Source organism: Ochrobactrum teleogrylli, from assembly GCF_006376685.1.
Taxonomy (GTDB): Bacteria; Pseudomonadota; Alphaproteobacteria; order Rhizobiales; family Rhizobiaceae; genus Brucella; species Brucella teleogrylli.
On sequence record NZ_VEWL01000001.1, the window covers coordinates 545,227 to 568,186 of the forward strand.

Consider the following 22,960-nt stretch of genomic DNA (forward strand, 5'->3'; position numbering starts at 1 on the left):
TCTGGAAACGGGCGCTGAAAACCGCCATATGCTGCCATCATGACCAATTCTGCCTCACTTATGGATAGTTCCTCCAAGCCGCAACGCGACGCGCTCAACGTGCAGTTCTTGCCTGTGGACGCCGATGCGCCGCCGGTGGAATGGCTCGTGGCGGATGGGCTTACCGATTACGAGGAAGCGCTCGCCTTCATGGAAGCGCGGGTTCAGGCCATCCGCGAAGGCACGGCGAGTGAACTCGTCTGGCTGGTGGAGCACCCTCCCCTTTATACGGCGGGCACGAGCGCGCGGGCAGAAGACCTGCTGACGCCGGACAGTTTGCCGGTGTTCAACACCGGGCGCGGCGGCGAATATACCTATCACGGTCCGGGTCAGCGTGTGGCCTATGTGATGCTCGATCTGAAGCGCCGGCGCGAAGATGTGCGCGCTTTCGTGGCCGCACTGGAACAATGGATCATTGAAAGCCTCGCCGAATTCAATGTGAAGGGCGAGCGCCGCGAAGATCGCGTCGGTGTCTGGGTGATGCGCCCTGAAAAGCCCCGCCTTGCCAATGGCGACATGTGCGAGGACAAGATTGCCGCTATCGGCATTCGTCTGCGCCGCTGGGTCAGCTTTCATGGCATCGCCATCAATGTGGAGCCGAATCTCGGCCATTACGGCGGCATCGTGCCGTGCGGCATTTCAGAACACGGCGTCACGAGCCTTGTTGATCTCGGCCTGCCCGTGACCTTGGGCGATATGGATGTGGCGCTCGGCAAGGCGTTCGAAAACGTATTCGGTCGTCGCGCAGTGAAGTAAGCGTCAGACTTCGACCTTCAGTTTGCGCTCGCGCATGAAGACATAGAAGCCCGAGCCGATGATGATCACGATGCCAAACCATTTGGATGGCGTTGGAAAATCGCCGAAGACGATCAGCCCGACCAGAACCGCATTCACGATTTCCAGATATTGAAACGGTGCCAGCATGGAAGCTGGCGCCAGTTTGAAGGCGTGCACGACCATCAAATGGCTGACCGTGCCGATAGTGCCCAGAAGCAGCAACAGCAGCCAGGGCTGGATGCCGTTGGGCACGCCGAAGCTCAAATCTTCGAGGCCCATGGTTGGCCCGACGAGCATGGCGAGCCCCGCAAACACCCAGCCGCCAACGCCTGCGTAAAACTGCATGACGAGCGGGCTCTCCTTCGCGCCGAATTTGCGGTTTAGGATCAGATAGATCGCGAATGTCACCGCCGTCGCCAGCGGCAACAGCGACACCGCGCCGAAAATCTCGAAGCTTGGCTGGATGACGATCATCGTGCCGATGAGGCCGATACCGACCGCGCTGAATCGCCGCCAGCCGACCTTCTCCTTGAGGAAGATCGCCGAAAGCAGCGTGAGGATAAGCGGCTCTGCGAAGAATACGGCCATGGCGTCGGCAAGTGGCATATATTTGACAGCTGTGAAAAAGCAGAGGCCGCCAAAGCCCATCAGAACCCCGCGTATGAGGTTGCCCGCCAGATGCTGCGTGCGAAGTGCCGCCACTCCACCACCTGCCACAAGCAGAATGAAGAACATCAACCAGCATTGCACGAAAAAGCGCATGAACGTAACGGTTGCCGGAGGCATATTGTCCATCATGGCCAGCCATTTGCCGATGGCGTCCATCAGCGGAAGCATCAGCACCGAGACGACCATAATGGCCATGCCTTTTACATGCGCTTCTACGCCGCCTGCCGCGCTGCCCTGCATTTCCCGCTCACGATTTCTTCTAAATGCTCGTTTGTCCGCTGTAGGCCAACAACGGCCCCGTTTCCATCATATTCATCGAATGAACATCCGCTTGTTTGACTTTCGCCTTGTTTCCGGTGCAAACCGACACGACATCACACGAAATCCTTTGATAAAGCCGTGCGAAAGTGGAACGTAAGGCGAACTTCATTCGCCTTTCACGGCTGCGCATGGCATCATTCGGATGATTCGCAGACAGTATATTTTCGGTCCATGCCGGGGCAGCAAGCCGCATGGTCCTTCCTGAAATTCTGACAGAGAGCTTATCGGGTAAAGATGGACGACAGCAACGATCTCTTTTCGAGAGTGGTGAATAATGCCCGGGAGCGGCAGGTGGAACGACGCACGGAACAGAGCGCCGCGCCTCAACCCGTCGCACCACCTGCGGCAACGCCATTGCCGTCTGCACCTGTTCAACAGGCTGCAAAGCCGGTTGCGACCAAGGCCCCGCCGGTTTCATCAGGTGGCGATGATTACAACGCCTCGTCCATCCGCGTTCTCGAAGGGCTGGAGCCGGTGCGTTTGCGCCCCGGCATGTATATCGGTGGCACCGACGAAAAGGCATTGCACCACCTATTTGCGGAAGTCATCGATAACTCGATGGATGAAGCGGTGGCAGGCCATGCAAATTTCATCGAAGTCAGCCTCGATGCAGAAGGTTTCATCACCGTTTCCGATAATGGCCGCGGCATTCCGGTTGACGAACACCCGCAGGTGCCGGGCAAGTCCACGCTTGAAGTCATCATGACCAAGCTGCATGCGGGCGGCAAGTTCGACGGCAAGGCCTATGAAACATCGGGCGGCCTGCACGGCGTCGGCGTTTCGGTGGTCAATGCGCTGTCCGACGTGCTGGAAGTGGAAGTCGCGCGCAACCGTCGTCTCTATCGCCAGCGCTTTTCGCGCGGTATTCCGCAGGGCGGGTTGGAAGATGCAGGCGAAGTGCATAATCGTCGCGGCACACGTGTTCGCTTTCACCCGGATCCGGATATTTTCGGCAAGACGGCGCATTTCGACCCGCACCGGCTTTATCGCATGGCGCGGTCGAAGGCTTACCTGTTCGGCGGCGTCGAAATCCGCTGGAACTGCGATCCTTCGCTGCTCGACCCCAAAAGGGAAACGCCTGAAAAGGCCGTTTTCCACTTCCCCGGTGGTCTGAAGGACTATCTTCAGGCCTCCCTCGGCAAGGAGCATCAGGTCACCCGCGAGCTTTTTGCTGGCAAGACCGAGAAGCAGGGCGGGCACGGCGCCGTCGAATGGGCGGTCACGTGGTATGGCGGCGACGGCTTCGTCCATTCCTATTGTAATACGATTCCGACTGCCGATGGCGGCACGCATGAGGCTGGCCTGCGCATTGCGCTGACGCGTGGTCTCAAGGCCTATGCGGAACTGACCAATAACAAGCGCGCTTCGATCATCACGACGGATGACGTCATGGTTTCGGCTGCGGGCATGTTGTCGGTCTTCATCCGCGAACCGGAATTCGTCGGTCAGACCAAGGATAAGCTGGCGACGGTGGAAGCGCAGCGCATTGTGGAAAATGCAATCCGCGATCCGTTCGACCACTGGCTCGCGGCCTCACCGCAGGAAGCCTCGCGCCTGCTCGACTGGGTGGTGGACCGAGCGGAAGAACGTCTGCGCCGTCGTCAGGAAAAGGAAACCGTGCGCAAGAGCGCAACGCGCAAGCTGCGCCTGCCCGGCAAACTGGCCGACTGCACACAGAATGCGGCAGCGGGTGCGGAATTGTTCATCGTAGAAGGTGACTCGGCAGGCGGTTCGGCCAAGCAGGCGCGCAATCGCGCCACGCAGGCGATCCTGCCCTTGCGTGGCAAGATTCTGAACGTCGCCAGCGCTGGCCGCGAAAAGCTGACAGCAAACCAGCAGATTGCCGATCTCATTCAGGCGCTGGGTAGTGGCACGCGGAAGAATTATCGCGAAGACGATCTGCGTTATGACCGCGTGATCATCATGACCGATGCCGACGTGGACGGCGCGCATATCGCATCGCTGCTGATCACTTTCTTCTATCAGGAAATGCCGGAACTGATCCGTAACGGCCACCTTTATCTGGCCGTACCGCCGCTTTACCGTCTGAGCCAAGGCGGCAAGACAGCCTATGCCCGCGATGACGCCCATAAGGACGAATTGCTGCGCACCATGTTTACCGGACGTGGTAAGGTGGAAATTGGTCGCTTCAAAGGTCTTGGCGAGATGCGCGCGGAGCAGTTGAAGGAAACCACGATGGACCCGAAGAAGCGCACGCTGCTGCGGGTGCAGGTGGACGAAGACTATATCGATGAAACCCGCAACACCGTCGATGAACTGATGGGAACCAAGCCGGAAGCCCGTTTCCGCTTCATCACGGATCGCGCTGCTTTCGTGGAAGAACTCGACATTTAAATTAAGCTTATCATGAACAGAGAGCGGCGCGTTGGTTTTGGCCAACCGCCGCTTTATTTATATCTGAGCCAGATATTTCAACTGACTGAAAAGAAAGATTTTTACGCTTTCACGTTGATACCTAGGCGCGACTCAATATCTTCCAGCGATTCCTTGACGAAGAAGGTCTGGTCCGCACTCATCGTCAGAATGCGTGTGCCAGTACCGTAGGCATTATAGGATAGAACGTGGTTGAAATTGATCGCGAGCTTTTCGCCACTCACATCCGTCAGCATGATCCACATGATGGCCCTCCTCCTCAGAAAAACTGGAACTCTCAAGAGAAGGATAGGCGCGCCGGACTGTTCGGCAACAGAAGGGGTGCACTCCAAGGGGTTTCAAAGCGTTGCGCGCATACGCACTTTTTCAACAACACGGCCCATGCTGACAGAAGCTTCTTCGCCGCGCCACTCGATGCGAAAGCCCATTTTCTCGTAAAGGCCGATGGCCGGGAGATTATCGGCATGTGTGCCAATCGTTACTGAATCGAAGCCATCCAGCAGAATTTGCGCCATCAGCGCGTCGAGAATGCGTCTGCCGATGCCCTGTCCGTGATAGGGCGGATCGATCCAGAGATCGGCGATATAATTGCTGCCAGGAACACGAGCGCCCCAGCCGAGGATTTTTCCGTCGAGCTCCGCAACCAAAACGCCATCGGCATTTTCATGCAGATAACCAAGGAAATTCGCTTCCAGCTCTGCACGACGTTGATCGCTTAAGGGACCTGTCTTGGCAGGGATTTCCCACGCCCTGACCGCAAGAGCGGCCATGAAAACAAATTCGCCGGCCATCGAGCGCCGTGCGTCCGAAAGGACGCACAAAGGACGCTCGATATCTTTTGAGTGTTGCATCGTGCTTTCCGAAAATCGACTTCGATTTTCGGGCCGATACAATCCCCGGCGAATTGCAGTTTCGACTTTTACCACCATTTGGCCGGAGTGAAGCGTCCGGCGGCCTGCTCGATAGCGTGGGCTGTCTGGAACAGGGTTTCTTCCTCGAACGGGCGACCAATCAGCTGAAGACCGAGCGGCAGGCCCTGCCCGTTGATGCCAGCAGGCACTGCAATGCCCGGAAGACCGGCCATGTTCACAGTCACGGTGAAGATGTCGTTGAGGTACATCTTGACCGGATCGTTAGCTAGGTCTTCATCGGCAAGGCCGAATGCAGCCGACGGCGTCGCAGGCGTGAGGATTGCGTGCACGCCCTTGGCGAAAACGTCCTCGAAGTCTTTCTTGATCAGCGTGCGAACTTTCTGGGCGCGCAGATAATAGGCGTCGTAATAACCAGCTGACAACACATAGGTGCCGATCACGATACGGCGCTTCACTTCCTTGCCGAAACCGGCCGCGCGGGTCTGCTCATACATGTCGGCAATGTCCTTGCCGGGCACACGCAGGCCATAGCGCACGCCGTCATAGCGCGCGAGGTTGGACGAAGCTTCCGCCGGTGCGACGATGTAATAAGCAGGCAGCGCATATTTCGTGTGCGGCAGCGAAATATCGACGATCTCGGCACCGGCATCCTTCAGATACTGGATGCCCTTCTGCCACAGTTCTTCGATCTCGCCCGGCATGCCATCGACGCGATATTCCCGCGGAATGCCGATCTTGATGCCCTTCAGCGACTTGCCGATGGCGGCTTCATAATCCGGCACCGGCAGATCGACCGAGGTGGTGTCCTTCAGGTCGAGCGATGCCATGGACTTGAGCAGAATAGCGGCATCGCGTACGTCGCGGGCAATCGGACCAGCCTGATCGAGCGACGAAGCGAAGGCAACCGTGCCCCAGCGCGACACGCGTCCATAGGTCGGCTTGATGCCGACCGTGCCGGTGAAGGCTGCAGGCTGGCGGATCGAGCCGCCCGTATCGGTCGCGGTGGCGCCGGCGCAAAGCTGTGCGGCGACGGCAGCAGCCGAACCGCCGGACGAACCGCCCGGCACCAGATCGGCATTGGAACCCTTGGCGCGCCACGGGTTCTTGACCGAGCCATAATAGGAGGTTTCGTTGGACGAGCCCATGGCGAATTCGTCCATGTTGAGCTTGCCCAGCATGACCGCGCCGTCAGCCCAGAGATTGGCGGTGACGGTCGATTCATATTCCGGCTTGAAGCCGTCGAGAATATGCGAGCAAGCCTGCGTATGCACACCCTTGGTTGCGAACAGGTCTTTCACGCCGAGCGGGATGCCTTCCAGCGTGCCCGCTTCGCCCTTGGCGATGCGCTCATCCGAGGCCTTGGCCATGGAACGCGCCTGATCGTGCGTAACGGTCACATAGGCATTGATGGCTTCATTGGCGGTGTCGATAGCGGCCAGATAGGCATCGGTCAGCTCGGTCGCGGTGATGGCCTTGGCCTTCAGCTTGTCGCGCGCTTCGGCAATGGTCAGTGCGGTCAGTTCGCTCATCGTCAAATCCTGTCAGTGCGCCTCAGAGAGACGCTTTTCAAAAAAGGCGCTGTATTCGGAGTCCGGATAGTCCAGAACCACACCGCAGCGCGTAAAACCCGAATTCTCATAAAGCCGCCAGGCACCGGCAAAGCCGGGGCCCGTCCCGGTTTCGAGCACAAGGCGGGAAACGTTTTTGGCGTTTGCCGCATCGACAATCGCATCCACGAGAGCAGACCCCACACGTTTGCCGCGCACTTCCGGGCGGGTGAACATGCGTTTCAATTCGCCGATGCCGTCTTCGTGCAGCTTCAAAGCGCCGCAACCGACAGCCCTGCCCGTCTCGTCGCGGGCCACGAAAACCGTGGTATCCGGCTCCGCCATCTGCTCAACTGTCATCTTGAACTGGAATTCCAGTGGCGACAGCGGCAGCATATGCGCGTTCAGGTGCTCGACCAGCTCGCGCACGTCGTCCTGCAATGGGGTCTCGATGGAAACCCGAACGGCCATGGCTTACTCCACGACCTTCGGAACGACGAAGAAATTGTCTTCCGTGACTGGCGCATTGGCAACCACGGCATCGGCGATGCCGCCATCGGTCACCTTGTCGTCGCGCAGGCGCATATTCATCGGCGTCACCGAGGTCATCGGCTCGACGCCGTCAACATTGACTTCGTTCAATTGCTCGACAAAGCCCAGAATTGCATTGAGTTCACCGGTCATGCGCTCGGCATCGTCTTCGCTGACGGCGATGCGCGCGAGATGCGCAACGCGTTTGACGGTGGAAATATCGACGGACATTCTGTTCTCCGCAAATGCTGTATCAGGGCGGCGACCCGCCACCCTGAAGGTTCTTTGCTACGGCTATAACGGCGCGATTGTTGAAGCGCAACATTTCTTGGCGCTTCAACAGGGATTAGAAGCTGTGAACGGTGCCGGCAGGATCTGCCAGAACCTTCGTGCCGGGATGATCGGCCATACCGGCCACAAACTTTTCCGCGGTTTGGTCGATGATCGGGAAAGAACCGTAATGGCAGGGCAACACGGTCTTGAAGTTGAAATAACGCTGGCAGGCCAGAGCCGCCACCGCACCGCCCATGGTGAAGCGGTCGCCAACCGGCACAATGCCGATTTCCGGTTGGTGCAACTCGTGGATGAGCGCCATGTCGGAGAAAATATCCGTATCGCCCATGTGATAAAGCGTAGGATCGTCTTCAAAGTGGAACACCAGACCGTTCGGGTTGCCAAGCGCCTGCGAAACACCGTTTTCCGTCAGAAAAGCCGAGGAATGCAGCGCATTGACAAAGGTGACGGTGAAGCCGTCATGCGACTGCGTGCCGCCGGTGTTGCCCATCTCGAGCTTTTCAACGCCCTGTGTGCCGAGCCAGCTTGCCAGATCGGCATTGGCGATAACCGTCGCGCCATGCTCCTTGGCAATGGCAACCGTGTCGCCGATGTGATCGCCGTGGCCGTGGGTCAGTGCAATATGGGTGACGCCTTTGGTCGCTTCCTTGAAGTCGATGCCTTTTGCCCCGGGATTGCCGTTCAGGAACGGATCGATGAGGATGACCGCCTTTGCGGTTTCAATGCGGAAGGCGGCATGGCCAAGCCAGGTCAGTTTCATGACGATTCTCCTTCGATCTCGATTTCCGGGTTGAGAACAGATATGACGCCCATAAAGTTGAAAGCAATATGAAGACCACTTCAAATTCCGATGAGGACTTATGGCTATCGTTGAAATCGAGGAAATCCCGGCGCTGCTGAAGCCCGGTCAGACGATTGCCGGATTGGACCTTGGCACCAAAACCATAGGCGTCGCCGTATCGGACCTCGGTTTCTCCTTTGCCAATCCGCGTCCGGTCATCAAACGCGTGAAATTCACGCTGGATGCGCAAACGCTTTTGAAGGCGCTGGAGGCGGATAGGGTCGGCGTGATCGTGATCGGCTTGCCTATGAATATGGACGGCACTTCCGGTCCCCGTGTTCAGGCAACCCGCGCTTTCGTGCGCACCATGCAGCCGCTGACCGATCTGCCCTTCGTGTTCTGGGATGAACGGCTGTCCACCGTTGCCGCTGAACGCGCGCTGATCGGCATGGATGTATCACGCGGCAAGCGCGCCGAACGCATCGATTCGGCTGCTGCTGCCTTCATCCTGCAAGGCGCGCTCGACCGCCTGCATCTGATCAGGCGGTCGGAAGCCGATGACGATTACGACGCCGGATAAAGCTGGTCGAGAATGCGCATCGCATCATGGCGCGCATCGAGCATGCCATAGGTGCTGCGCCACTGGCCGCCGAGCCGGGTTTCGATGAAGGCATCAGCAATGTCGTCCGCGCCGAGCTGGCGCAATTCCGCCGCCGCAGCCGCATAGGCAAGCTGTTCCGTCAGAAGACGGGCAACCCCCTGATCGCTTTCCGTCAGTTGCAAAGCAGCGCGCAGAACGTCGATGGTGCCCTGCCCGCGCTGGCCAAGTTGTCCGCCGATCCATTCCAGCACTTCGTCAAACAGACCGGGCGCACGCGACAGCACCCGCGCCACATCCAGCGCCATGACATTGCCAGAACCTTCCCATATGGCGTTGACCGGCGCTTCGCGATAGGCGCGGGCCAGATTGCCGTCTTCGATATAGCCGTTGCCGCCAAGACACTCCATGGCTTCGTAAAGCAAGGCGGGCGCAATCTTGCACACCCAATATTTCACCACCGGCGTCATGCAGCGGGCGAAAGCAGCTTCGGCGCGATCACCAGCCGCCATGTCAAAGGCGCGGGCAAGGCGCATGGAAAGCGCTGTCGCACCAGCAACATCCAGCGCCATATCGGCCAGAACACGGCTCATCAAAGGTTGTTCGATCAGAGACTTACCGAAGACCTCGCGGTGACGGCAGTGGTGCACCGCCTCCGCCAGACCGGAGCGCATCAGGCCTGCCGATGCAACGGCACAATCAAGCCGTGTCAGCGTTACCATGTCCATGATGGTTTTTACGCCCTCGCCCGGATTGCCGATCAGCTGGCCGATGGCGCCGTCGAACTCGACTTCCGAAGAGGCGTTGGACTTGTTGCCGAGCTTGTCCTTGAGCCGCTGGAAGGCAAAGCCGTTGCCTTTACCTTCCGAAGTGAGGCGCGGAACCAGAAAGCAGGAAAGCTGCTCATCGACCTGCGCCAGAACCAGAAACGCATCCGACATCGGCGCGGACATGAACCATTTATGCCCGGTGATCGTATAGGTGCCCTCCTCATTGACTGTCGCGCGGGTCGTGTTGGTGCGCACATCCGTGCCGCCCTGCTTTTCCGTCATGCCCATGCCGAGCGTGACGCCGTTTTTGCCGAGCGCGGGCTTTTGAGAAAAGTCGTATTTGCGCGACAGGACCGCCGGAGACCACTCTTTGTAGATGTCCGGCGCGCCCATCAATGCCGCAAGCGAGGCGCTTGTCATGGTGAGTGGGCAAAGGTGCCCGGCTTCAAGCTGTGCGGTGAGATAAAAGCGTGCGGCGCGCGCCTGATGACGGCGACCGGTCTCTGCCGGATTATCCTCCCAGATCGAGCAATGCAGGCCCTGCGCGATGGAGCGGCGCATGAGTGCGTGATAGGCCGGGTGATATTCGACCAGATCGATACGGTTGCCCTGCCGGTCATGGGTGCGCAGCTTTGGCAGTTCCGTATTAGCCAGTCGCGCCAGATCCTGCGCTTCCGCCGACAGCACGAAACGCCCTGTCTGTTCCAGCTCATTGTGGAGCTCTTTTGGAAAACGAGCCGCAATCTGCATCAGAAGCGGATCGCCCAGATATGCATTGGTGCCCGTCATGGGCGGCGTCTGGTTGGTGACTTCGTGCGTTTTCAAAGGCTCATTCCGTGCTGTTCGTTTTGTTCAACTTAACCGTCTTGCACCGCATTTGCTAAAAATTTGCCATCCATTCCCGAATTTGTCGCTCAAACGACACAGGTTTTTCTTGGGGAATCGGCAGATGCCGTTATAAGGACGGTTGCGGGCTTAGTGCTATGGTCCTATACGGGTGACTTGCCATGATAAAAGAACCGGTCTCTCCGCTTTTCCCTCACCGCCACCTGCTTGGTATCAAGGGGCTATCGCCCCTGGACATTCTCTGCCTCCTCGATCTTGCCGATCAGGAAATCGCCGTATCCCGGCAGCCAGAGAAGAAAAAGTCCGTGCTGCGCGGTCGCACGCAAATCAATCTTTTCTTCGAAGCATCGACGCGAACGCAATCGTCGTTCGAACTGGCCGGTAAACGGCTCGGTGCCGACGTGATGAACATGTCGGTCGGCAATTCGTCGGTCAAGAAGGGCGAAACGCTCATCGATACGGCGATGACGCTGAACGCGATGCAACCGGATATTCTGGTCATCCGTCACGCCTCTGCCGGAGCTGCCGCCCTGCTCGCGCAAAAGGTCGGCTGCTCGGTCGTCAATGCGGGCGACGGCGCGCATGAGCATCCCACACAGGCCCTGCTGGATGCGCTGACGATCCGTCGCGCCAAAGGCCAGATCGAAAACCTGATTGTCGCCATTTGCGGCGATGTGCTCCACTCACGTGTGGCGCGCTCCAACATTCTGCTTCTCAACGCCCTCGGTGCGCGCGTGCGTGTCGTCGCGCCATCCACGCTTCTGCCTTCCGGCATGGCGGATATGAGTGTCGAAGTCTTCAACTCGATGGAGGAAGGTCTGAAAGACGCCGATGTGGTCATGATGTTGCGCTTGCAACGCGAGCGCATGGCAGGTGCCTTCGTGCCGTCGGTGCGTGAATATTTCCGCTTCTACGGCCTCGATAAGGAAAAACTGAAACACGCCAAGCCTGACGCGCTCGTCATGCATCCCGGTCCGATGAACCGTGGCGTCGAAATCGCCTCGGATGTCGCCGATGGCCCGCAGAGCGTCATCCAGCAGCAGGTGGAAATGGGCGTTGCCGTGCGCATGGCCGTGATGGAAGCCCTACTCGATCCGCGCCGAAATCCAAGCAACGGAGAAGCAGCATGAGCGCCGTTCTGTTTGAAAATGCGCGCATCGTCGATCCGTCGCGCGGTCTCGATGAAACCGGCAGCGTGCTGATCCGCGACGGCAAGATCGTTGCCGCCGGAGCGGATGCCCGCAATCAGGGCGCGCCGGAAGGCGCGGAAATCATCGATCTGGACGGTAAGGCAGTTCTGCCCGGTCTGGTCGATTCGCGGGTGTTTATCGGCGAGCCGGGCGCGGAACACCGCGAAACCATTGCTTCAGCCAGCCGCGCTGCTGCCGCCGGTGGTGTGACTTCTATCATCATGATGCCGGATACCGATCCGGTCATCGACGATGTGGCACTGGTGGAGTTCGTCAAGCGCACTGCCCGCGATACAGCCGTTGTCAATGTGCACCCGGCGGCTGCGATCACCAAGGGGCTGCACGGCGAAGAAATGACTGAAATCGGTCTGTTGCGCGATGCCGGTGCGGTCGCCTTCACCGAAGGCCGTCAGACAATAGCCAATACGCAGCTGATGCGCCGCGCACTGACCTATGCCCGCGATTTCAACGCGGTCATCGCCTGTGAAACTCGCGATCCTTATCTCGGTGCCAATGGCGTGATGAATGAAGGCCTGTTCGCAAGCTGGCTCGGCCTGTCCGGAAGTCCGCGTGAAGCCGAGGTCATCCCGCTGGAGCGCGATCTGCGCCTCGCCGCGCTGACCAACAGCAATTATCACGCGGCACAGCTTTCCTGCGCCATGTCGGCAGATGCCATGCGCCGTGCCAAGGACCTTGGCGCCAAGGTGACGGCAGGTGTGTCGATCAACCACTTGTCGCTCAATGAGAACGATATTGGCGAGTTCCGCACCTTCTTCCGCCTGTCGCCGCCGCTGCGCAGTGAACAGGACCGGCTTGCCATGGTCGAGGCGGTCAAGAACGGCACCATCGATATTGTCGTCTCCGCGCATGATCCGCAGGATGTGGACACCAAGCGCCTGCCTTTTGCGGATGCAGAAGCCGGAGCCATCGGCCTGGAAACGCTTCTGGGCGCAGCCCTTCGTCTTTATCACAATGACAGCATCCCGCTGCTGCGTCTGGTTGAAGTGCTGTCTACCGCCCCAGCGAAGATTTTCGGTCTGGATGCAGGCACGCTCAAGCCCGGCGCTTCCGCTGATCTTGCCATTGTCGATCTCGACGAGCCGTGGATTGTGCGGGAGGAAGAGCTGCATTCGCTTTCGAAGAACAGCTGTTTTGAAAGCGCCCGCTTTCAGGGTCGCGTTGTCCGCACTATAGTCGCCGGCAAGACCGTTTATTCGGCATAAGAATCCACGGTCCCGGGAGGGGAATTCTTTTCGGGACCACGGATGACAATAAAAGCCAGAGGGAATCTATATGGCCGAAACCGGTTTCTTTAATCTCGTGCTCGTTGCGACACTAATATTCGGCTATCTCCTCGGTTCCATTCCTTTCGGGCTGATCCTCACCCGACTGGCGGGCTTGGGTGATGTGCGGTCCATCGGCTCGGGCAATATCGGCGCAACCAATGTGCTGCGCACCGGCAACAAGAAACTCGCCGCCGCGACACTTATTCTCGACGCGCTGAAGGGCACCTTTGCCGTGCTGATCGCCTGGCGCTATGGCGAAGGTGCCGCGATTGCTGCGGGCTTTGGCGCCTTTATCGGCCATCTCTTTCCGGTATGGATCGGCTTCAAGGGCGGCAAAGGCGTTGCCACCTATCTCGGCATTCTGATCGGCCTGGCATGGCCCGGCGCCTTGATCTTCGCCGCTGTCTGGATCGTAACCGCAATTGTCACGCGTTATTCGTCGCTATCCGCGCTTCTGGCCAGTGTCATCGTGCCGATTGGCCTTTATTTCAAAGGCGACCACGCCATTGCGGGCCTGTTTGCAGTGCTGACAGTGATCATCTTCTTTAAGCATCACGCCAATATAAAGCGGCTTCTGAACGGCACCGAAAGCCGGATCGGAGCCAAGGGGTGATGGAGGGTGCGAATTCAAAAACCGGAATTCGCCTCTCAGATCGCCAGAGATTGAACTGGCTGCGCCTTATTCGTACCGACAATATCGGTGCGGTTACCTTTCGCGACCTTATCCTTTTTTGTGGTTCCGCCGCCAATGCGTTGGAGAGGCTGCCCGATCTCAACATCCGGGGCGGCAGCACCAGACCACTTCGCATTACGCCGATGGAAAATGCCGAGCGAGAACTGGAGGCAATCGAGCGCCATGGCGCTCGCCTCGTCGGCATGGGCGAACCGGATTATCCCGCGCAACTGAAGAACTGCGAAGCGCCGCCGCCTTTGGTGATCATCAAGGGCGGTGAGAACGTGTTCCGCAAGCCACCCGTTGCCATTGTCGGCTCGCGCAATGCTTCTGTTGTGGGTGCGCGCTTCACGGAGAAACTGGCGCGTGATCTCGGCGATGCGGGCTTTGCCGTGATTTCCGGCCTCGCGCGTGGCATTGATGCCGCCGCACACAAGGCCAGCCTGACGAGCGGCACGGTTGCCGTGCTGGCTGGAGGGCTGGATCGCCCCTACCCGCCTGAAAACCTGCCGCTATACCGCGCAATCCCCGAACATGACGGCGCTTTGATCACCGAAATGCCGATGGGCGCAGAACCGCGATCCCGCGATTTTCCGCGCCGTAACCGCATCATTGCCGGGCTTTCGCTCGGCCTGATCGTTGTGGAAGCGGCGGAACGCTCCGGTTCGCTGATCAGCGCGCGGATGGCGGGCGAAATGGGCCGCACGGTTTTCGCCGTGCCCGGCTCACCGCTGGACCCACGCGCCCGTGGCACCAATGCGCTCCTGAAACAAGGCGCAACACTGGTCACCGGCGTGGAAGATGTGATCGAGGCACTCAATCCTATCTTGCGGCCGCAAGATCTTTTTAGCGCCGAAATTCCGCAGGCTGACGGTAACCATCAACTGGAAGAACCGCTGGATGAACTGCCCGCGCTCATGACGGATGAGGAACGTTACCGCATTGTGGACGTTCTCGGTCCAAGCCCGGTCGATATCGATAGTCTTGTCCGTCACACCGGCATTGGAGCCAGTCAGGTCCAGCTTATTCTGCTGGAACTTGATCTGGCGGGACGCCTTGTGCGCTATCCCGGCAATCAGATCGCCCTCCTCCCCGAGGGGTAATCTGTGCCCCGCCCGTTCCTTTAATGATTTCGCTTCCCCTCAATCAGATCCTTCGCCTCTTCCGAAGCCATTTGAATCATGTAAGCCAATAAGGGATTGTCTGTCTTCTTTGCCAGTTTCCCAAGTTCGCCCAGCATCTGTTCTATATATACGAGGGTCTCAGGATTATCTTCACGACGTTGCTTCATGCTGCCCCCAACAAATAAGCAAGTAGCTTTATTAGAAAATCACTATGCAAATTATGAACGCTCCGACCATATTTGGCTCCAAATCTACCAAAAGTTACATATCTGGCAATCACTATTTATAGTTGTATTTCGCGATTTTTTGTCTCGCACTCTTGACCAAACGTCGCCCTCTGTTCATGTGGAAGGCAACAAATATGACGCGGTTGGGAGGCAAAACGCCTCTGCGGGGCGCGAATCTGGGCTGTTTTAAATGAACGTCGTTGTTGTCGAATCGCCTGCCAAGGCGAAAACTATCAATAAGTATCTGGGCTCGAACTATAAGGTTCTGGCATCGTTTGGTCACGTGCGAGACTTGCCAGCCAAGGATGGTTCGGTGCGGCCCGACGAAGATTTTGCCATGTCGTGGGAAGTGGACGGCAATTCCTCCAAGCGACTGTCAGATATCGTCAAGGCGCTGAAAGACAGCGATGGCCTCATTCTCGCAACCGATCCGGATCGCGAAGGTGAAGCCATTTCCTGGCACGTGCTGGAAGTGCTCAATCAGAAAAAGGCGCTGAAGGGCAAGACGGTCAAGCGCGTCGCGTTCAACGCCATTACCAAGAAGGCCGTTCTCGACGCCATCGCCAATCCGCGCGATATCGACGAGCCGCTGGTCGATGCCTATCTTGCGCGCCGTGCGCTCGACTATCTCTTTGGCTTCACGCTATCGCCGGTTCTGTGGCGCAAGCTGCCCGGCGCACGTTCGGCTGGTCGCGTACAGTCGGTCGCCCTGCGCCTCGTCGCCGACCGCGAGTCGGAAATCGAACGCTTCATTCGCGAAGAATACTGGAACATTGCCGCTCTTTTGAAGACGCCGCGCAGTGACAGCTTCACCGCGCGGCTGACCGCCGTGGACGGCAAAAAGCTCGGCAAGCTTGATATCAAGAATGGCGAACAGGCAACTGGCATCCGCACTATGCTGGAAGGCGCAAGCTTCAAGGCTATTTCGGTCGAAGCCAAGCCGACCAAGCGCAATCCCGGACCACCTTTCACCACTTCGACCTTGCAGCAGGCCGCTTCCGGCCAGCTCGGTTTCTCGGCGTCGCGTACCATGCAGGTGGCGCAGCGCCTTTATGAAGGCGTGGATATCGGCGGCGAGACTGCCGGTCTCATCACCTATATGCGTACCGACGGCGTGCAGATGGCACCGGAAGCGATCACTGCCGCACGTCAGGCCATCGGCGACACATTCGGCGCAAAATATGTGCCGGAAAAGCCGCGCTATTATTCCAGCAAGGCCAAGAACGCGCAGGAAGCGCACGAAGCCATTCGTCCGACCGATTTTTCGCGTCATCCGAAGGAAGTGCGCCGTTATCTCGATGAAGATCAGGCGCGGCTTTATGAGCTGATCTGGAAGCGCGCTATCGCCAGCCAGATGCAGGCCGCCGATATCGAGCGCACCACGGCTGACATTGAAGCCGTCAATGGTTCGCGCTCGGCAATGCTGCGCGCCAATGGCTCGGTGACGAAGTTTGACGGCTTCCTTGCAGCCTATATGGATCATCGCGAGGAAGAGGACGACGACGAGGACAGCGCAAAGCTGCCGGAGATTCGCAGCGGCGAAGCGCTGGCGCGCGAAAAGATCGATGCCACCCAGCATTCGACCGAACCGCCGCCGCGCTATTCGGAAGCCTCGCTGATCAAGAAGATGGAAGAGCTGGGCATCGGTCGTCCTTCGACCTATGCCGCCACGCTCGCCACGCTGCGCGACCGCGAATATATCAGCATGGACAAGCGCAAGCTGATCCCGGAACCGAAGGGCCGTCTGGTCACGGCTTTCCTTGAAAGCTTCTTCGACCGCTATGTCGAATATGATTTCACGGCGAGCCTTGAAGAGAAGCTCGATCTCATTTCCGATGGCAAGCTTTCCTGGAAAGACGTGCTGCGTGATTTCTGGCGCGATTTCTCCGGCTCGGTCGATGACATCAAGGAACTGCGCGTTACCAATGTTCTTGATGCGCTGAACGAGGAACTGGCGCCGCTGGCTTTCCCCGCTCGCGAAGACGGCAGCGATCCGCGTTCGTGCCCGACCTGCGGCACCGGCGTGCTGTCGCTGAAACTTGGCAAGTATGGCGCGTTTGTCGGCTGCTCCAACTATCCCGAGTGCAAATTCACCCGCCAGCTCGGTGGCGAAGCCAATGGCGAGGCAGCAGCAGCCGACGAACCGAAGTCGCTCGGCAAAGATCCGTTTACGGGTGAGGAAATCACTGCACGGACAGGCCGGTTTGGTCCCTATATCCAGCGTGGCGAAGGCAAGGAAGCCAAGCGCGCCAGCCTGCCGAAAGGCTGGACGCTGGATACGGTCGACCATGAAAAGGCTGTGGCCCTGCTGTCGCTGCCGCGCGATGTGGGCCAGCATCCGGAAACCGGCAAGATGATTTCAGCGGGCATCGGGCGTTATGGGCCTTATGTCAGCCATGACGGCACATTCGCCAATCTGGAAAATGCCGAGGAGGTGTTCTCGGTTGGTCTCAACCGCGCCGTTTCGGTGCTGGCAGACAAGCAGTCGAAGGGCGGTCGCGGGCGTTCGACACCTGCGGCGCTGGCAACGCTTGGCGACCATCCGGATGGAGGGTCGATCACGGTGCGCGACGGACGCTATGGTCCTTATGTGAACTGGGGCAAGGTCAATGCGACTTTGCCGAAGGGCAAGGACCCGGCAAGTGTCACGCTGGAAGAAGCGCTGGCGCTGATCACCGAAAAGGCTGGCTCGACCAAGGGCAAGAAAGCCCCTGCCCGCAAATCTGCCGCCGGTACAGAAAAGAAAGCCGCAGCCAAAAAGCCGGCAGCAAAGAAAGCGCCCGCAAAGGCAAAAGCCGCTCCGAAGGCTAAGAAGGCCGCAGCGGCAGAGGAGTAACAATTGGCACGTCGTTTTCCTAAACCCGATTCCGGTCGATCCGCACGGACCGAACGGCGTGCAGCACAGGCAAAATCGGACGCGCATACGGGTGATCCGCATGCCTTTCTGCCGACGCGTGAGGAAGTCCTCAAATATATCGAGGAAAATCCTGATCGCGCTGGAAAGCGTGAACTTGCCAAGGCATTCAATATCAAGGGCGATGCACGGGTTTATCTGAAAGACCTGTTGCGCGAACTGGCCGATGACGGTCTTGTCGAAAAGCGTGCACGCAAGCTTTCACGTCCCGGCTCATTGCCAAGCGTCACCGTACTGGATGTCACGGGACGCGACGAGGATGGCGGCTTGCTGGCCCGTCCAGCCGAATGGGACGAGGCCGCCTATGGCAAGCCTCCCGTGGTGCTGGTGCGCCGCACGCGGCTTAACAAGGCGTCCGAAGGTGGTCCCGCGGTCGGTGTCGGCGACCGCGTTCTCGCAAAGATTTTCCGCAATGAAGACCGCGACGGCCCGGACTATACCGCGCGCGTGATGAAGCGGCTCGAACACCGCACCGATGCGGTGCTGGGCGTTGTACGCAAGCTTGGCAATGGCGAGTGGCGGCTGGAGCCTGTGGATCGCAAGCAGGCGGAAGTGCAGCTTGACCCTGCCCAACTGGAAAATGCCGAAAGCGGCGATCTGGTGGAAGTCGAACTGATCTCGTCGCGCCGTCAGGGGCTGCCGCGTGGCAAGGTCCGACAGGTGGTTGGTTCCATCGATAGCGAAAAGGCGCTGTCGATGATCGCCATCCACGAACATGAAATTCCGCATGTGTTCCCGGATGAGGTGATCCGCGAATCCGAAGATGCCAAGCCCGCGACGCTCGATGGCCGCGAAGACTGGCGCGCGGTTCCGCTTCTCACCATCGACCCGGCCGACGCCAAGGACCATGACGACGCCGTCTATGCGGAGCCGGATACCGACCCGGAAAACCCCGGTGGCCAGATCGTTATCGTGGCGATTGCCGATGTGGCGGCCTATATACGCCCCGGTTCGGCGCTGGACCGGGAAGCTTTGAAGCGCGGCAATTCCGTCTATTTCCCGGACCGGGTTGTGCCGATGCTGCCGGAGCGCATATCGAACAATCTCTGTTCGCTGCGCGAGCTGGAAGACCGCCCGGCTTTGGCTGTGCGGATGGTCTTTGCCGCAGACGGCAGAAAGAAATCGCACAAGTTTCACCGCATCATGATGCGCTCTGCCGCCAAGCTTGCCTATGGTCAGGCTCAAGCCGCCATTGACGGCGCGACAGATGACAAAACGGCACCGATCCTCGATAGCGTGCTGAAGCCGCTTTGGGCTGCTTATGCGGTGTTGAAGCGCGGGCGGGACGCCCGCGAGCCGCTGGAACTCGATCTCCCTGAAAAGAAAATCCTGCTGACGCCGGATGGCAAGGTGGACAAGGTGATCGTGCCGGAACGTCTCGATGCGCACAAACTCATCGAAGAGTTCATGATTCAGGCCAATGTCGCGGCAGCTGAAACACTGGAAGATCATCGTCAGCCATTGATCTTCCGCATCCACGACGAGCCGGCGCTTGCCAAGCAGGAAAGCCTGCGCGAATTTCTGCGCACGCTCGACCTCAATCTCGCCAAGGGCGGGCCGCTGCAACCATCGCAGTTCAACCGTATTCTGGTGGCTGTCGAGGACACCGATCATCAGGAACTGGTCAATCAGGTCGTGCTGCGCACGCAGAGCCAGGCCATATACAGCCCTGACAATATCGGGCATTTCGGGCTGCATCTGCGCCGCTATGCGCATTTCACCTCACCAATCCGCCGTTATGCCGATCTGATCGTGCATCGCGCGCTGATCAAGGCGCTGAGGCTTGGCAAGGACGGAATAACGACCGATGAGGAAGCGCGCCTTGAGGAAATCTCCGCGCTGATTTCCTCAACCGAGCGCCACGCCATGCTGGCCGAACGTGAAACCGTGGATCGTTTGATCGCGCATTTCCTCGCTTCACATCTCGGTGACGAGTATGAAGGTCGCGTGACGGGTGTTACCCGGGCCGGTCTTTTCGTGAACCTTGCGACATATGGCGCGGATGGACTGGTGCCCATTTCAACTTTGGGTCATGAATACTATTTATATGACGAAGCCAACCATGCGATTGCCGGAGAAAGAAGCGGAAAAGGCTTCCGCCTCGGTGATACTGTCACGGTCAGGCTGGTTGAGGCGCTCCCCGTTGCGGGCGCGCTTCGTTTTGAGATGGTATCGGAACCGCATCCCCTGCCGATGTCGACGCGCTCGCATCACAAGGCAACCCGGACGATGCGCGGACGAAAGGGCAAGCCCTCGGGCATCCCGCGTCACAAGAAGAGAGGTCGGTAATGAGCACGCTTGAGGCCAATTCCGCGCAGAACATTCAGGTTTTCGGTGGCGAAACCAGCAGAAAAGCCCATCCCAAGCGCCCGCTTGGTGAGGCCATGTGGCGCGGTTTCCGCTGCCGCTGTCCGCATTGCGGCGAGGGCAAGCTTTTCCGCGCTTTCGTCAAGCCGGTCGCCAAATGTTCCTTCTGTAACGAGGATTATACCGAACAGCGTGCTGATGACCTTCCGGCCTATCTGACGATTCTGGTTGTCGGTCACATCGTGGTCGGCGCTTTCATGGGCGTGGAAGCCACGACCAATCTGTCGCTGTGGGCGCATATGGCGATCTGGGGGCCGCTGACAGTCATTTTGTCGCTCATGCTGCTCCAGCCGCTCAAAGGGGCAACCATCGGCCTGCAATGGGCGCTTTACATGCATGGTTTCGGGGGCAAAGGCGAAGGCGACTACGGCGACGTGACCTGATCCGGCTATCATGACCGTGACAGTTTCCACGCCCTTGGCTGAACAGAAGAAGAAGGTGCTGCGCCCGCGCGACGCAGCCTCGCTGCTTCTGATCGACCGTTCATCCGGCAAGCCTTGCGTGCTGATGGGCAAGCGCCATCACAGCCTTGCCTTCATGCCGGGAAAATTCGTGTTTCCTGGCGGCCGTGCCGATTCAATTGACGGCGCGATTTCAGCTTCGAGCGAACTCAGCCACGACGACACATTGAAACTTCTGAATGGCATGGGTTCCCGCCCCTCGATGCGTCGCGCCCGCGCGCTTGGCCTCTGCGCCATCCGCGAAACATTCGAGGAAACCGGTCTCCGTGTGGCGCATCCGGTCAACAGCGATTCTTCGGCTGAACCGCCGTTTGGCCCCGCGGCCAATCATCAGGACTGGCGGGCCTTTCTCGGCCAGGGCGCCCTGCCCGCTTTGTCCAGCCTGCGCTATTTTGCGCGTGCCGTGACCCCGCCGGAACATGTCCGTCGATTCGATACACGCTTCTTCATCGCATTTTGCGACAGCCTGCCGGAATTCGGCAAGCAAAAGCTCGCACCAAGCGGTGAACTGGAAAATCTCGACTGGGTATCGATCGATGATGTGGGCAAACTCGATCTCGCTCGCATTACCCAGATCATCCTGGAGGAAGCACAAAATCTACTGGCTGAAACACGCCTTGATTTGCCTGCGGCCCTTCCGGTGGTGCAATACCGTGTGCGGCACGGCCGCTTTGTCCGTGAAGTGATCTGACCTGATGAATACAGAAATTCCAGCAACCGACCGTGCTTCTGCCAAAACAAGCACGGAAGGCGTGAACGGCGCTCTTCCGCAGGAAGGCCAGATGCACTGGCGTTCGCTTGCTGCGGCCATTGCGACCATCAGCGCGGTGGGTGCGGCTATCGGGCTGGGCATTCCGCTTTTGAGCGTGCTGCTGGAAGCCCGCGGTCATTCGGCAAGCCTTATCGGCGCCAATACCGCTGTTGCCGGGCTTGCCTCGATTGCCGCCGCCCCCCTCGCCGCTCCGATTGCGGCAAAGCTCGGCGTGGTCAGAGCCATCTTTCTGATGCTCGTCATCGGCGGTATTGCCTTCCTCGGCTTTCATTTTTTCCAGCCGCTCTGGGCGTGGTTCGCGTTGCGCATCGTGCTGCATTTTGCACTGACGGTGCTGTTCGTCCTGTCAGAATATTGGATCAATGCCTCAGCACCGCCGGAAAAACGCGGACTGGTGCTTGGGATCTATTCCACGTCGCTCTCGCTCGGTTTCGCGCTCGGACCATGGCTTTTCTCAAAGATCGGCAGCGCCGGTGGCCTACCATTCTTCGTTGGATTCGCAATCATCATGATTGCGCTCATCCCGGTGACAATTGCCTGGCGCGACAGCCCGGATTTCGAGGAAGGTGAACATGTTCCCTTCCTGCCGTTTATCTTCGCCGTGCCAACCGCGACGATGGCGGTCTTCGTCTTTGGTGCCGTGGAAACAGGCGGCTTTGCGCTTTTCCCGGTCTTTGGCGCGCGTATTGGCTATCCGGAAGCGGATGCTGCGTTGTTGCTGACGATGATCGGTCTCGGCAATGTGCTGCTGCAAATTCCGCTTGGCATCATCAGCGACAAGATTTCCGACCGCCGCAAGCTTCTGCTGTTCTGTGCAGTCACCGGCCTCATCGGCATGATCGCGCTGCCCTATCTGATGCAACACTGGTATCTGATGGCGGGCGTGCTGTTCCTGTGGGGTGGCGTGGTGGCTGGTCTCTACACGGTCGGTCTTGCGCATCTTGGTTCCGAACTCACAGGCCGCGAACTGGCGTCGGCCAATGCCGCCTTCGTGTTCTGCTATGCAATTGGCATGCTGGCAGGCCCGCAGGCCGTGGGTGTCGGCATGGATGCTTTCGGCCCGGCAGGTTTTTCGTGGACGCTTGGGGTATTTTTTGCCGCATATGCGATCTTTGCAGCAGGAAGACTGCTTTTCAGAAAGAAGCGGACTTGACTTTTCGGCCCCAATCCGTAGTTATGCGGCGAATTTCCGCTGCCGGGTGAATTGCCGGAATCGCTGGCGGTTACCATCCATAGAGTATGACCCCGGAGAATGGGAGCCCGATAAGCGGGTCCGGTTTCCGAAAAGGTGATGCTCCGGCAAAGTTAAAGAGCAGGTATTTCGATATGGCCAAGGCTACGACGATCAAGATCAAGCTTTTGTCGACCGCTGACACCGGCTTCTTCTACGTTACGAAGAAGAACAGCCGCACGATGACGGAAAAGATGACAAAGACCAAGTACGACCCGATTGCGCGCAAGCACGTCGAGTTCAAGGAAACGAAGATCAAGTAATTCGTTTCCCGCG

Annotated in this window: 23 protein-coding genes; 13 read left to right on the top strand and 10 right to left on the bottom strand. The window is 58.7% G+C overall.

Going from position 1 to position 22,960, the window contains the following annotated elements; translation table 11 throughout:
- The first annotated feature begins 60 nt into the window (after positions 1 to 60).
- Complete coding sequence (gene lipB, locus FIC94_RS02345; RefSeq protein WP_371830819.1) at positions 61 to 795, top strand: lipoyl(octanoyl) transferase LipB; 735 nt, start codon at positions 61 to 63, stop codon at positions 793 to 795.
- A gap of 3 nt (positions 796 to 798) precedes the next feature.
- On the opposite strand, the gene FIC94_RS02350 is transcribed toward lipB, so the two are convergent.
- The gene (locus FIC94_RS02350) at positions 799 to 1,725 is read right to left on the bottom strand and encodes a DMT family transporter (RefSeq protein WP_140023788.1); all 927 of its coding nucleotides are present in this window, start codon (positions 1,723 to 1,725) and stop codon (positions 799 to 801) included.
- Between the two features lie 19 nt (positions 1,726 to 1,744).
- Positions 1,745 to 1,999 carry a hypothetical protein gene (locus FIC94_RS02355; protein ID WP_140023789.1) on the bottom strand — a complete coding sequence of 85 codons (255 nt, stop codon included), beginning with the start codon at positions 1,997 to 1,999 and terminating at the stop codon, positions 1,745 to 1,747.
- Positions 2,000 to 2,040: 41 nt separating this feature from the next.
- Here FIC94_RS02355 and parE point away from each other — a divergent pair, with 41 nt between their 5' ends.
- The gene (parE, locus tag FIC94_RS02360) at positions 2,041 to 4,161 is read left to right on the top strand and encodes a DNA topoisomerase IV subunit B (RefSeq protein WP_140023790.1); all 2,121 of its coding nucleotides are present in this window, start codon (positions 2,041 to 2,043) and stop codon (positions 4,159 to 4,161) included.
- A gap of 101 nt (positions 4,162 to 4,262) precedes the next feature.
- Here the strand turns inward: parE and FIC94_RS02365 are convergent, their stop codons facing one another.
- From FIC94_RS02365 to FIC94_RS02390, 6 genes are all read right to left on the bottom strand, one after another.
- Positions 4,263 to 4,445, bottom strand: a complete 183-nt coding sequence (locus FIC94_RS02365; RefSeq protein WP_109367351.1) for a hypothetical protein — start codon at positions 4,443 to 4,445, stop codon at positions 4,263 to 4,265.
- Between the two features lie 93 nt (positions 4,446 to 4,538).
- Positions 4,539 to 5,051, bottom strand: a complete 513-nt coding sequence (locus tag FIC94_RS02370) for a GNAT family N-acetyltransferase (RefSeq protein ID WP_235891938.1) — start codon at positions 5,049 to 5,051, stop codon at positions 4,539 to 4,541.
- 68 nt (positions 5,052 to 5,119) lie between these two features.
- Positions 5,120 to 6,601 carry an Asp-tRNA(Asn)/Glu-tRNA(Gln) amidotransferase subunit GatA gene (gatA, locus tag FIC94_RS02375; protein WP_109367350.1) on the bottom strand — a complete coding sequence of 494 codons (1,482 nt, stop codon included), beginning with the start codon at positions 6,599 to 6,601 and terminating at the stop codon, positions 5,120 to 5,122.
- Between the two features lie 12 nt (positions 6,602 to 6,613).
- Positions 6,614 to 7,090, bottom strand: coding sequence for a GNAT family N-acetyltransferase (locus FIC94_RS02380; RefSeq protein WP_121538338.1), 477 nt, complete (start codon positions 7,088 to 7,090; stop codon positions 6,614 to 6,616).
- Between the two features lie 3 nt (positions 7,091 to 7,093).
- Positions 7,094 to 7,381 (bottom strand): Asp-tRNA(Asn)/Glu-tRNA(Gln) amidotransferase subunit GatC, encoded by a 288-nt coding sequence (gene gatC, locus FIC94_RS02385; protein ID WP_078336964.1) that lies wholly within the window; start codon positions 7,379 to 7,381, stop codon positions 7,094 to 7,096.
- A 115-nt stretch (positions 7,382 to 7,496) separates the two neighbouring features.
- A complete protein-coding gene (locus tag FIC94_RS02390; RefSeq protein WP_140023791.1) occupies positions 7,497 to 8,204 on the bottom strand; it encodes a metal-dependent hydrolase in 708 nt (235 codons plus the stop codon).
- Between the two features lie 100 nt (positions 8,205 to 8,304).
- Between FIC94_RS02390 and ruvX the strand changes: the two genes are divergently transcribed.
- The gene (gene ruvX, locus FIC94_RS02395) at positions 8,305 to 8,805 is read left to right on the top strand and encodes a Holliday junction resolvase RuvX (RefSeq protein WP_109367347.1); all 501 of its coding nucleotides are present in this window, start codon (positions 8,305 to 8,307) and stop codon (positions 8,803 to 8,805) included.
- Here ruvX and FIC94_RS02400 read toward each other — a convergent pair.
- Positions 8,790 to 10,418 (bottom strand): acyl-CoA dehydrogenase family protein, encoded by a 1,629-nt coding sequence (locus FIC94_RS02400; protein WP_140023792.1) that lies wholly within the window; start codon positions 10,416 to 10,418, stop codon positions 8,790 to 8,792. The two genes, ruvX and FIC94_RS02400, sit on opposite strands and share 16 nt — an antisense overlap.
- Before the next feature lie 182 nt (positions 10,419 to 10,600).
- Between FIC94_RS02400 and FIC94_RS02405 the strand changes: the two genes are divergently transcribed.
- The 4 genes from FIC94_RS02405 (at position 10,601) to dprA (ending at position 14,691) form a co-directional block, all read left to right on the top strand.
- Positions 10,601 to 11,569, top strand: a complete 969-nt coding sequence (locus FIC94_RS02405; RefSeq protein WP_109367345.1) for an aspartate carbamoyltransferase catalytic subunit — start codon at positions 10,601 to 10,603, stop codon at positions 11,567 to 11,569.
- Positions 11,566 to 12,852 carry a dihydroorotase gene (locus FIC94_RS02410; RefSeq protein ID WP_140023793.1) on the top strand — a complete coding sequence of 429 codons (1,287 nt, stop codon included), beginning with the start codon at positions 11,566 to 11,568 and terminating at the stop codon, positions 12,850 to 12,852. The genes FIC94_RS02405 and FIC94_RS02410 overlap by 4 nt, the downstream gene beginning before the upstream one ends.
- Positions 12,853 to 12,922: 70 nt before the next feature.
- Positions 12,923 to 13,528 carry a glycerol-3-phosphate 1-O-acyltransferase PlsY gene (gene plsY, locus FIC94_RS02415; protein WP_140023794.1) on the top strand — a complete coding sequence of 202 codons (606 nt, stop codon included), beginning with the start codon at positions 12,923 to 12,925 and terminating at the stop codon, positions 13,526 to 13,528.
- Positions 13,525 to 14,691 carry a DNA-processing protein DprA gene (gene dprA / locus FIC94_RS02420; protein ID WP_140023795.1) on the top strand — a complete coding sequence of 389 codons (1,167 nt, stop codon included), beginning with the start codon at positions 13,525 to 13,527 and terminating at the stop codon, positions 14,689 to 14,691. The genes plsY and dprA overlap by 4 nt, the downstream gene beginning before the upstream one ends.
- A 20-nt stretch (positions 14,692 to 14,711) precedes the next feature.
- Here the strand turns inward: dprA and FIC94_RS22345 are convergent, their stop codons facing one another.
- A complete protein-coding gene (locus FIC94_RS22345; protein WP_167836084.1) occupies positions 14,712 to 14,879 on the bottom strand; it encodes a hypothetical protein in 168 nt (55 codons plus the stop codon).
- A 250-nt stretch (positions 14,880 to 15,129) separates the two neighbouring features.
- Between FIC94_RS22345 and topA the strand changes: the two genes are divergently transcribed.
- The 6 genes from topA to rpmG all read left to right on the top strand — a co-directional run bounded on the left by topA (position 15,130) and on the right by rpmG (position 22,947).
- Positions 15,130 to 17,775 (top strand): type I DNA topoisomerase, encoded by a 2,646-nt coding sequence (topA, locus tag FIC94_RS02425; RefSeq protein WP_140023796.1) that lies wholly within the window; start codon positions 15,130 to 15,132, stop codon positions 17,773 to 17,775.
- A 3-nt stretch (positions 17,776 to 17,778) separates the two neighbouring features.
- Positions 17,779 to 20,142, top strand: a complete 2,364-nt coding sequence (gene rnr / locus FIC94_RS02430) for a ribonuclease R (protein ID WP_140023797.1) — start codon at positions 17,779 to 17,781, stop codon at positions 20,140 to 20,142.
- Positions 20,142 to 20,603 carry a DUF983 domain-containing protein gene (locus FIC94_RS02435; RefSeq protein WP_140023798.1) on the top strand — a complete coding sequence of 154 codons (462 nt, stop codon included), beginning with the start codon at positions 20,142 to 20,144 and terminating at the stop codon, positions 20,601 to 20,603. Before rnr ends, FIC94_RS02435 begins: the two co-directional genes overlap by 1 nt.
- A 10-nt stretch (positions 20,604 to 20,613) precedes the next feature.
- On the top strand, positions 20,614 to 21,372 hold the full coding sequence (locus FIC94_RS02440) for an NUDIX hydrolase (protein WP_109367338.1): 759 nt from the start codon (positions 20,614 to 20,616) through the stop codon (positions 21,370 to 21,372).
- A gap of 91 nt (positions 21,373 to 21,463) precedes the next feature.
- Complete coding sequence (locus tag FIC94_RS02445; RefSeq protein WP_140024026.1) at positions 21,464 to 22,606, top strand: MFS transporter; 1,143 nt, start codon at positions 21,464 to 21,466, stop codon at positions 22,604 to 22,606.
- 173 nt (positions 22,607 to 22,779) lie between these two features.
- Positions 22,780 to 22,947, top strand: coding sequence for a 50S ribosomal protein L33 (gene rpmG, locus FIC94_RS02450; protein WP_002966024.1), 168 nt, complete (start codon positions 22,780 to 22,782; stop codon positions 22,945 to 22,947).
- Positions 22,948 to 22,960: the final 13 nt, after the last annotated feature.

Excerpts from the sequence above, each read along its gene's own strand:
- lipB (WP_371830819.1), top strand. The coding sequence starts at position 61 with ATGGATAGTTCCTCCAAGCCGCAACGCGACGCGCTCAACGTGCAGTTC.
- FIC94_RS02350 (WP_140023788.1), bottom strand. The coding sequence starts at position 1,725 with ATGCAGGGCAGCGCGGCAGGCGGCGTAGAAGCGCATGTAAAAGGCATG.
- FIC94_RS02355 (WP_140023789.1), bottom strand. The coding sequence starts at position 1,999 with ATGCGGCTTGCTGCCCCGGCATGGACCGAAAATATACTGTCTGCGAAT.
- parE (WP_140023790.1), top strand. The coding sequence starts at position 2,041 with ATGGACGACAGCAACGATCTCTTTTCGAGAGTGGTGAATAATGCCCGG.
- FIC94_RS02365 (WP_109367351.1), bottom strand. The coding sequence starts at position 4,445 with ATGTGGATCATGCTGACGGATGTGAGTGGCGAAAAGCTCGCGATCAAT.
- FIC94_RS02370 (WP_235891938.1), bottom strand. The coding sequence starts at position 5,051 with ATGCAACACTCAAAAGATATCGAGCGTCCTTTGTGCGTCCTTTCGGAC.
- gatA (WP_109367350.1), bottom strand. The coding sequence starts at position 6,601 with ATGAGCGAACTGACCGCACTGACCATTGCCGAAGCGCGCGACAAGCTG.
- FIC94_RS02380 (WP_121538338.1), bottom strand. The coding sequence starts at position 7,090 with ATGGCCGTTCGGGTTTCCATCGAGACCCCATTGCAGGACGACGTGCGC.
- gatC (WP_078336964.1), bottom strand. The coding sequence starts at position 7,381 with ATGTCCGTCGATATTTCCACCGTCAAACGCGTTGCGCATCTCGCGCGC.
- FIC94_RS02390 (WP_140023791.1), bottom strand. The coding sequence starts at position 8,204 with ATGAAACTGACCTGGCTTGGCCATGCCGCCTTCCGCATTGAAACCGCA.
- ruvX (WP_109367347.1), top strand. The coding sequence starts at position 8,305 with ATGGCTATCGTTGAAATCGAGGAAATCCCGGCGCTGCTGAAGCCCGGT.
- FIC94_RS02405 (WP_109367345.1), top strand. The coding sequence starts at position 10,601 with ATGATAAAAGAACCGGTCTCTCCGCTTTTCCCTCACCGCCACCTGCTT.
- FIC94_RS02410 (WP_140023793.1), top strand. The coding sequence starts at position 11,566 with ATGAGCGCCGTTCTGTTTGAAAATGCGCGCATCGTCGATCCGTCGCGC.
- plsY (WP_140023794.1), top strand. The coding sequence starts at position 12,923 with ATGGCCGAAACCGGTTTCTTTAATCTCGTGCTCGTTGCGACACTAATA.
- FIC94_RS22345 (WP_167836084.1), bottom strand. The coding sequence starts at position 14,879 with ATGAAGCAACGTCGTGAAGATAATCCTGAGACCCTCGTATATATAGAA.
- topA (WP_140023796.1), top strand. The coding sequence starts at position 15,130 with ATGAACGTCGTTGTTGTCGAATCGCCTGCCAAGGCGAAAACTATCAAT.
- FIC94_RS02435 (WP_140023798.1), top strand. The coding sequence starts at position 20,142 with ATGAGCACGCTTGAGGCCAATTCCGCGCAGAACATTCAGGTTTTCGGT.
- FIC94_RS02440 (WP_109367338.1), top strand. The coding sequence starts at position 20,614 with ATGACCGTGACAGTTTCCACGCCCTTGGCTGAACAGAAGAAGAAGGTG.
- FIC94_RS02445 (WP_140024026.1), top strand. The coding sequence starts at position 21,464 with ATGCACTGGCGTTCGCTTGCTGCGGCCATTGCGACCATCAGCGCGGTG.
- rpmG (WP_002966024.1), top strand. The coding sequence starts at position 22,780 with ATGGCCAAGGCTACGACGATCAAGATCAAGCTTTTGTCGACCGCTGAC.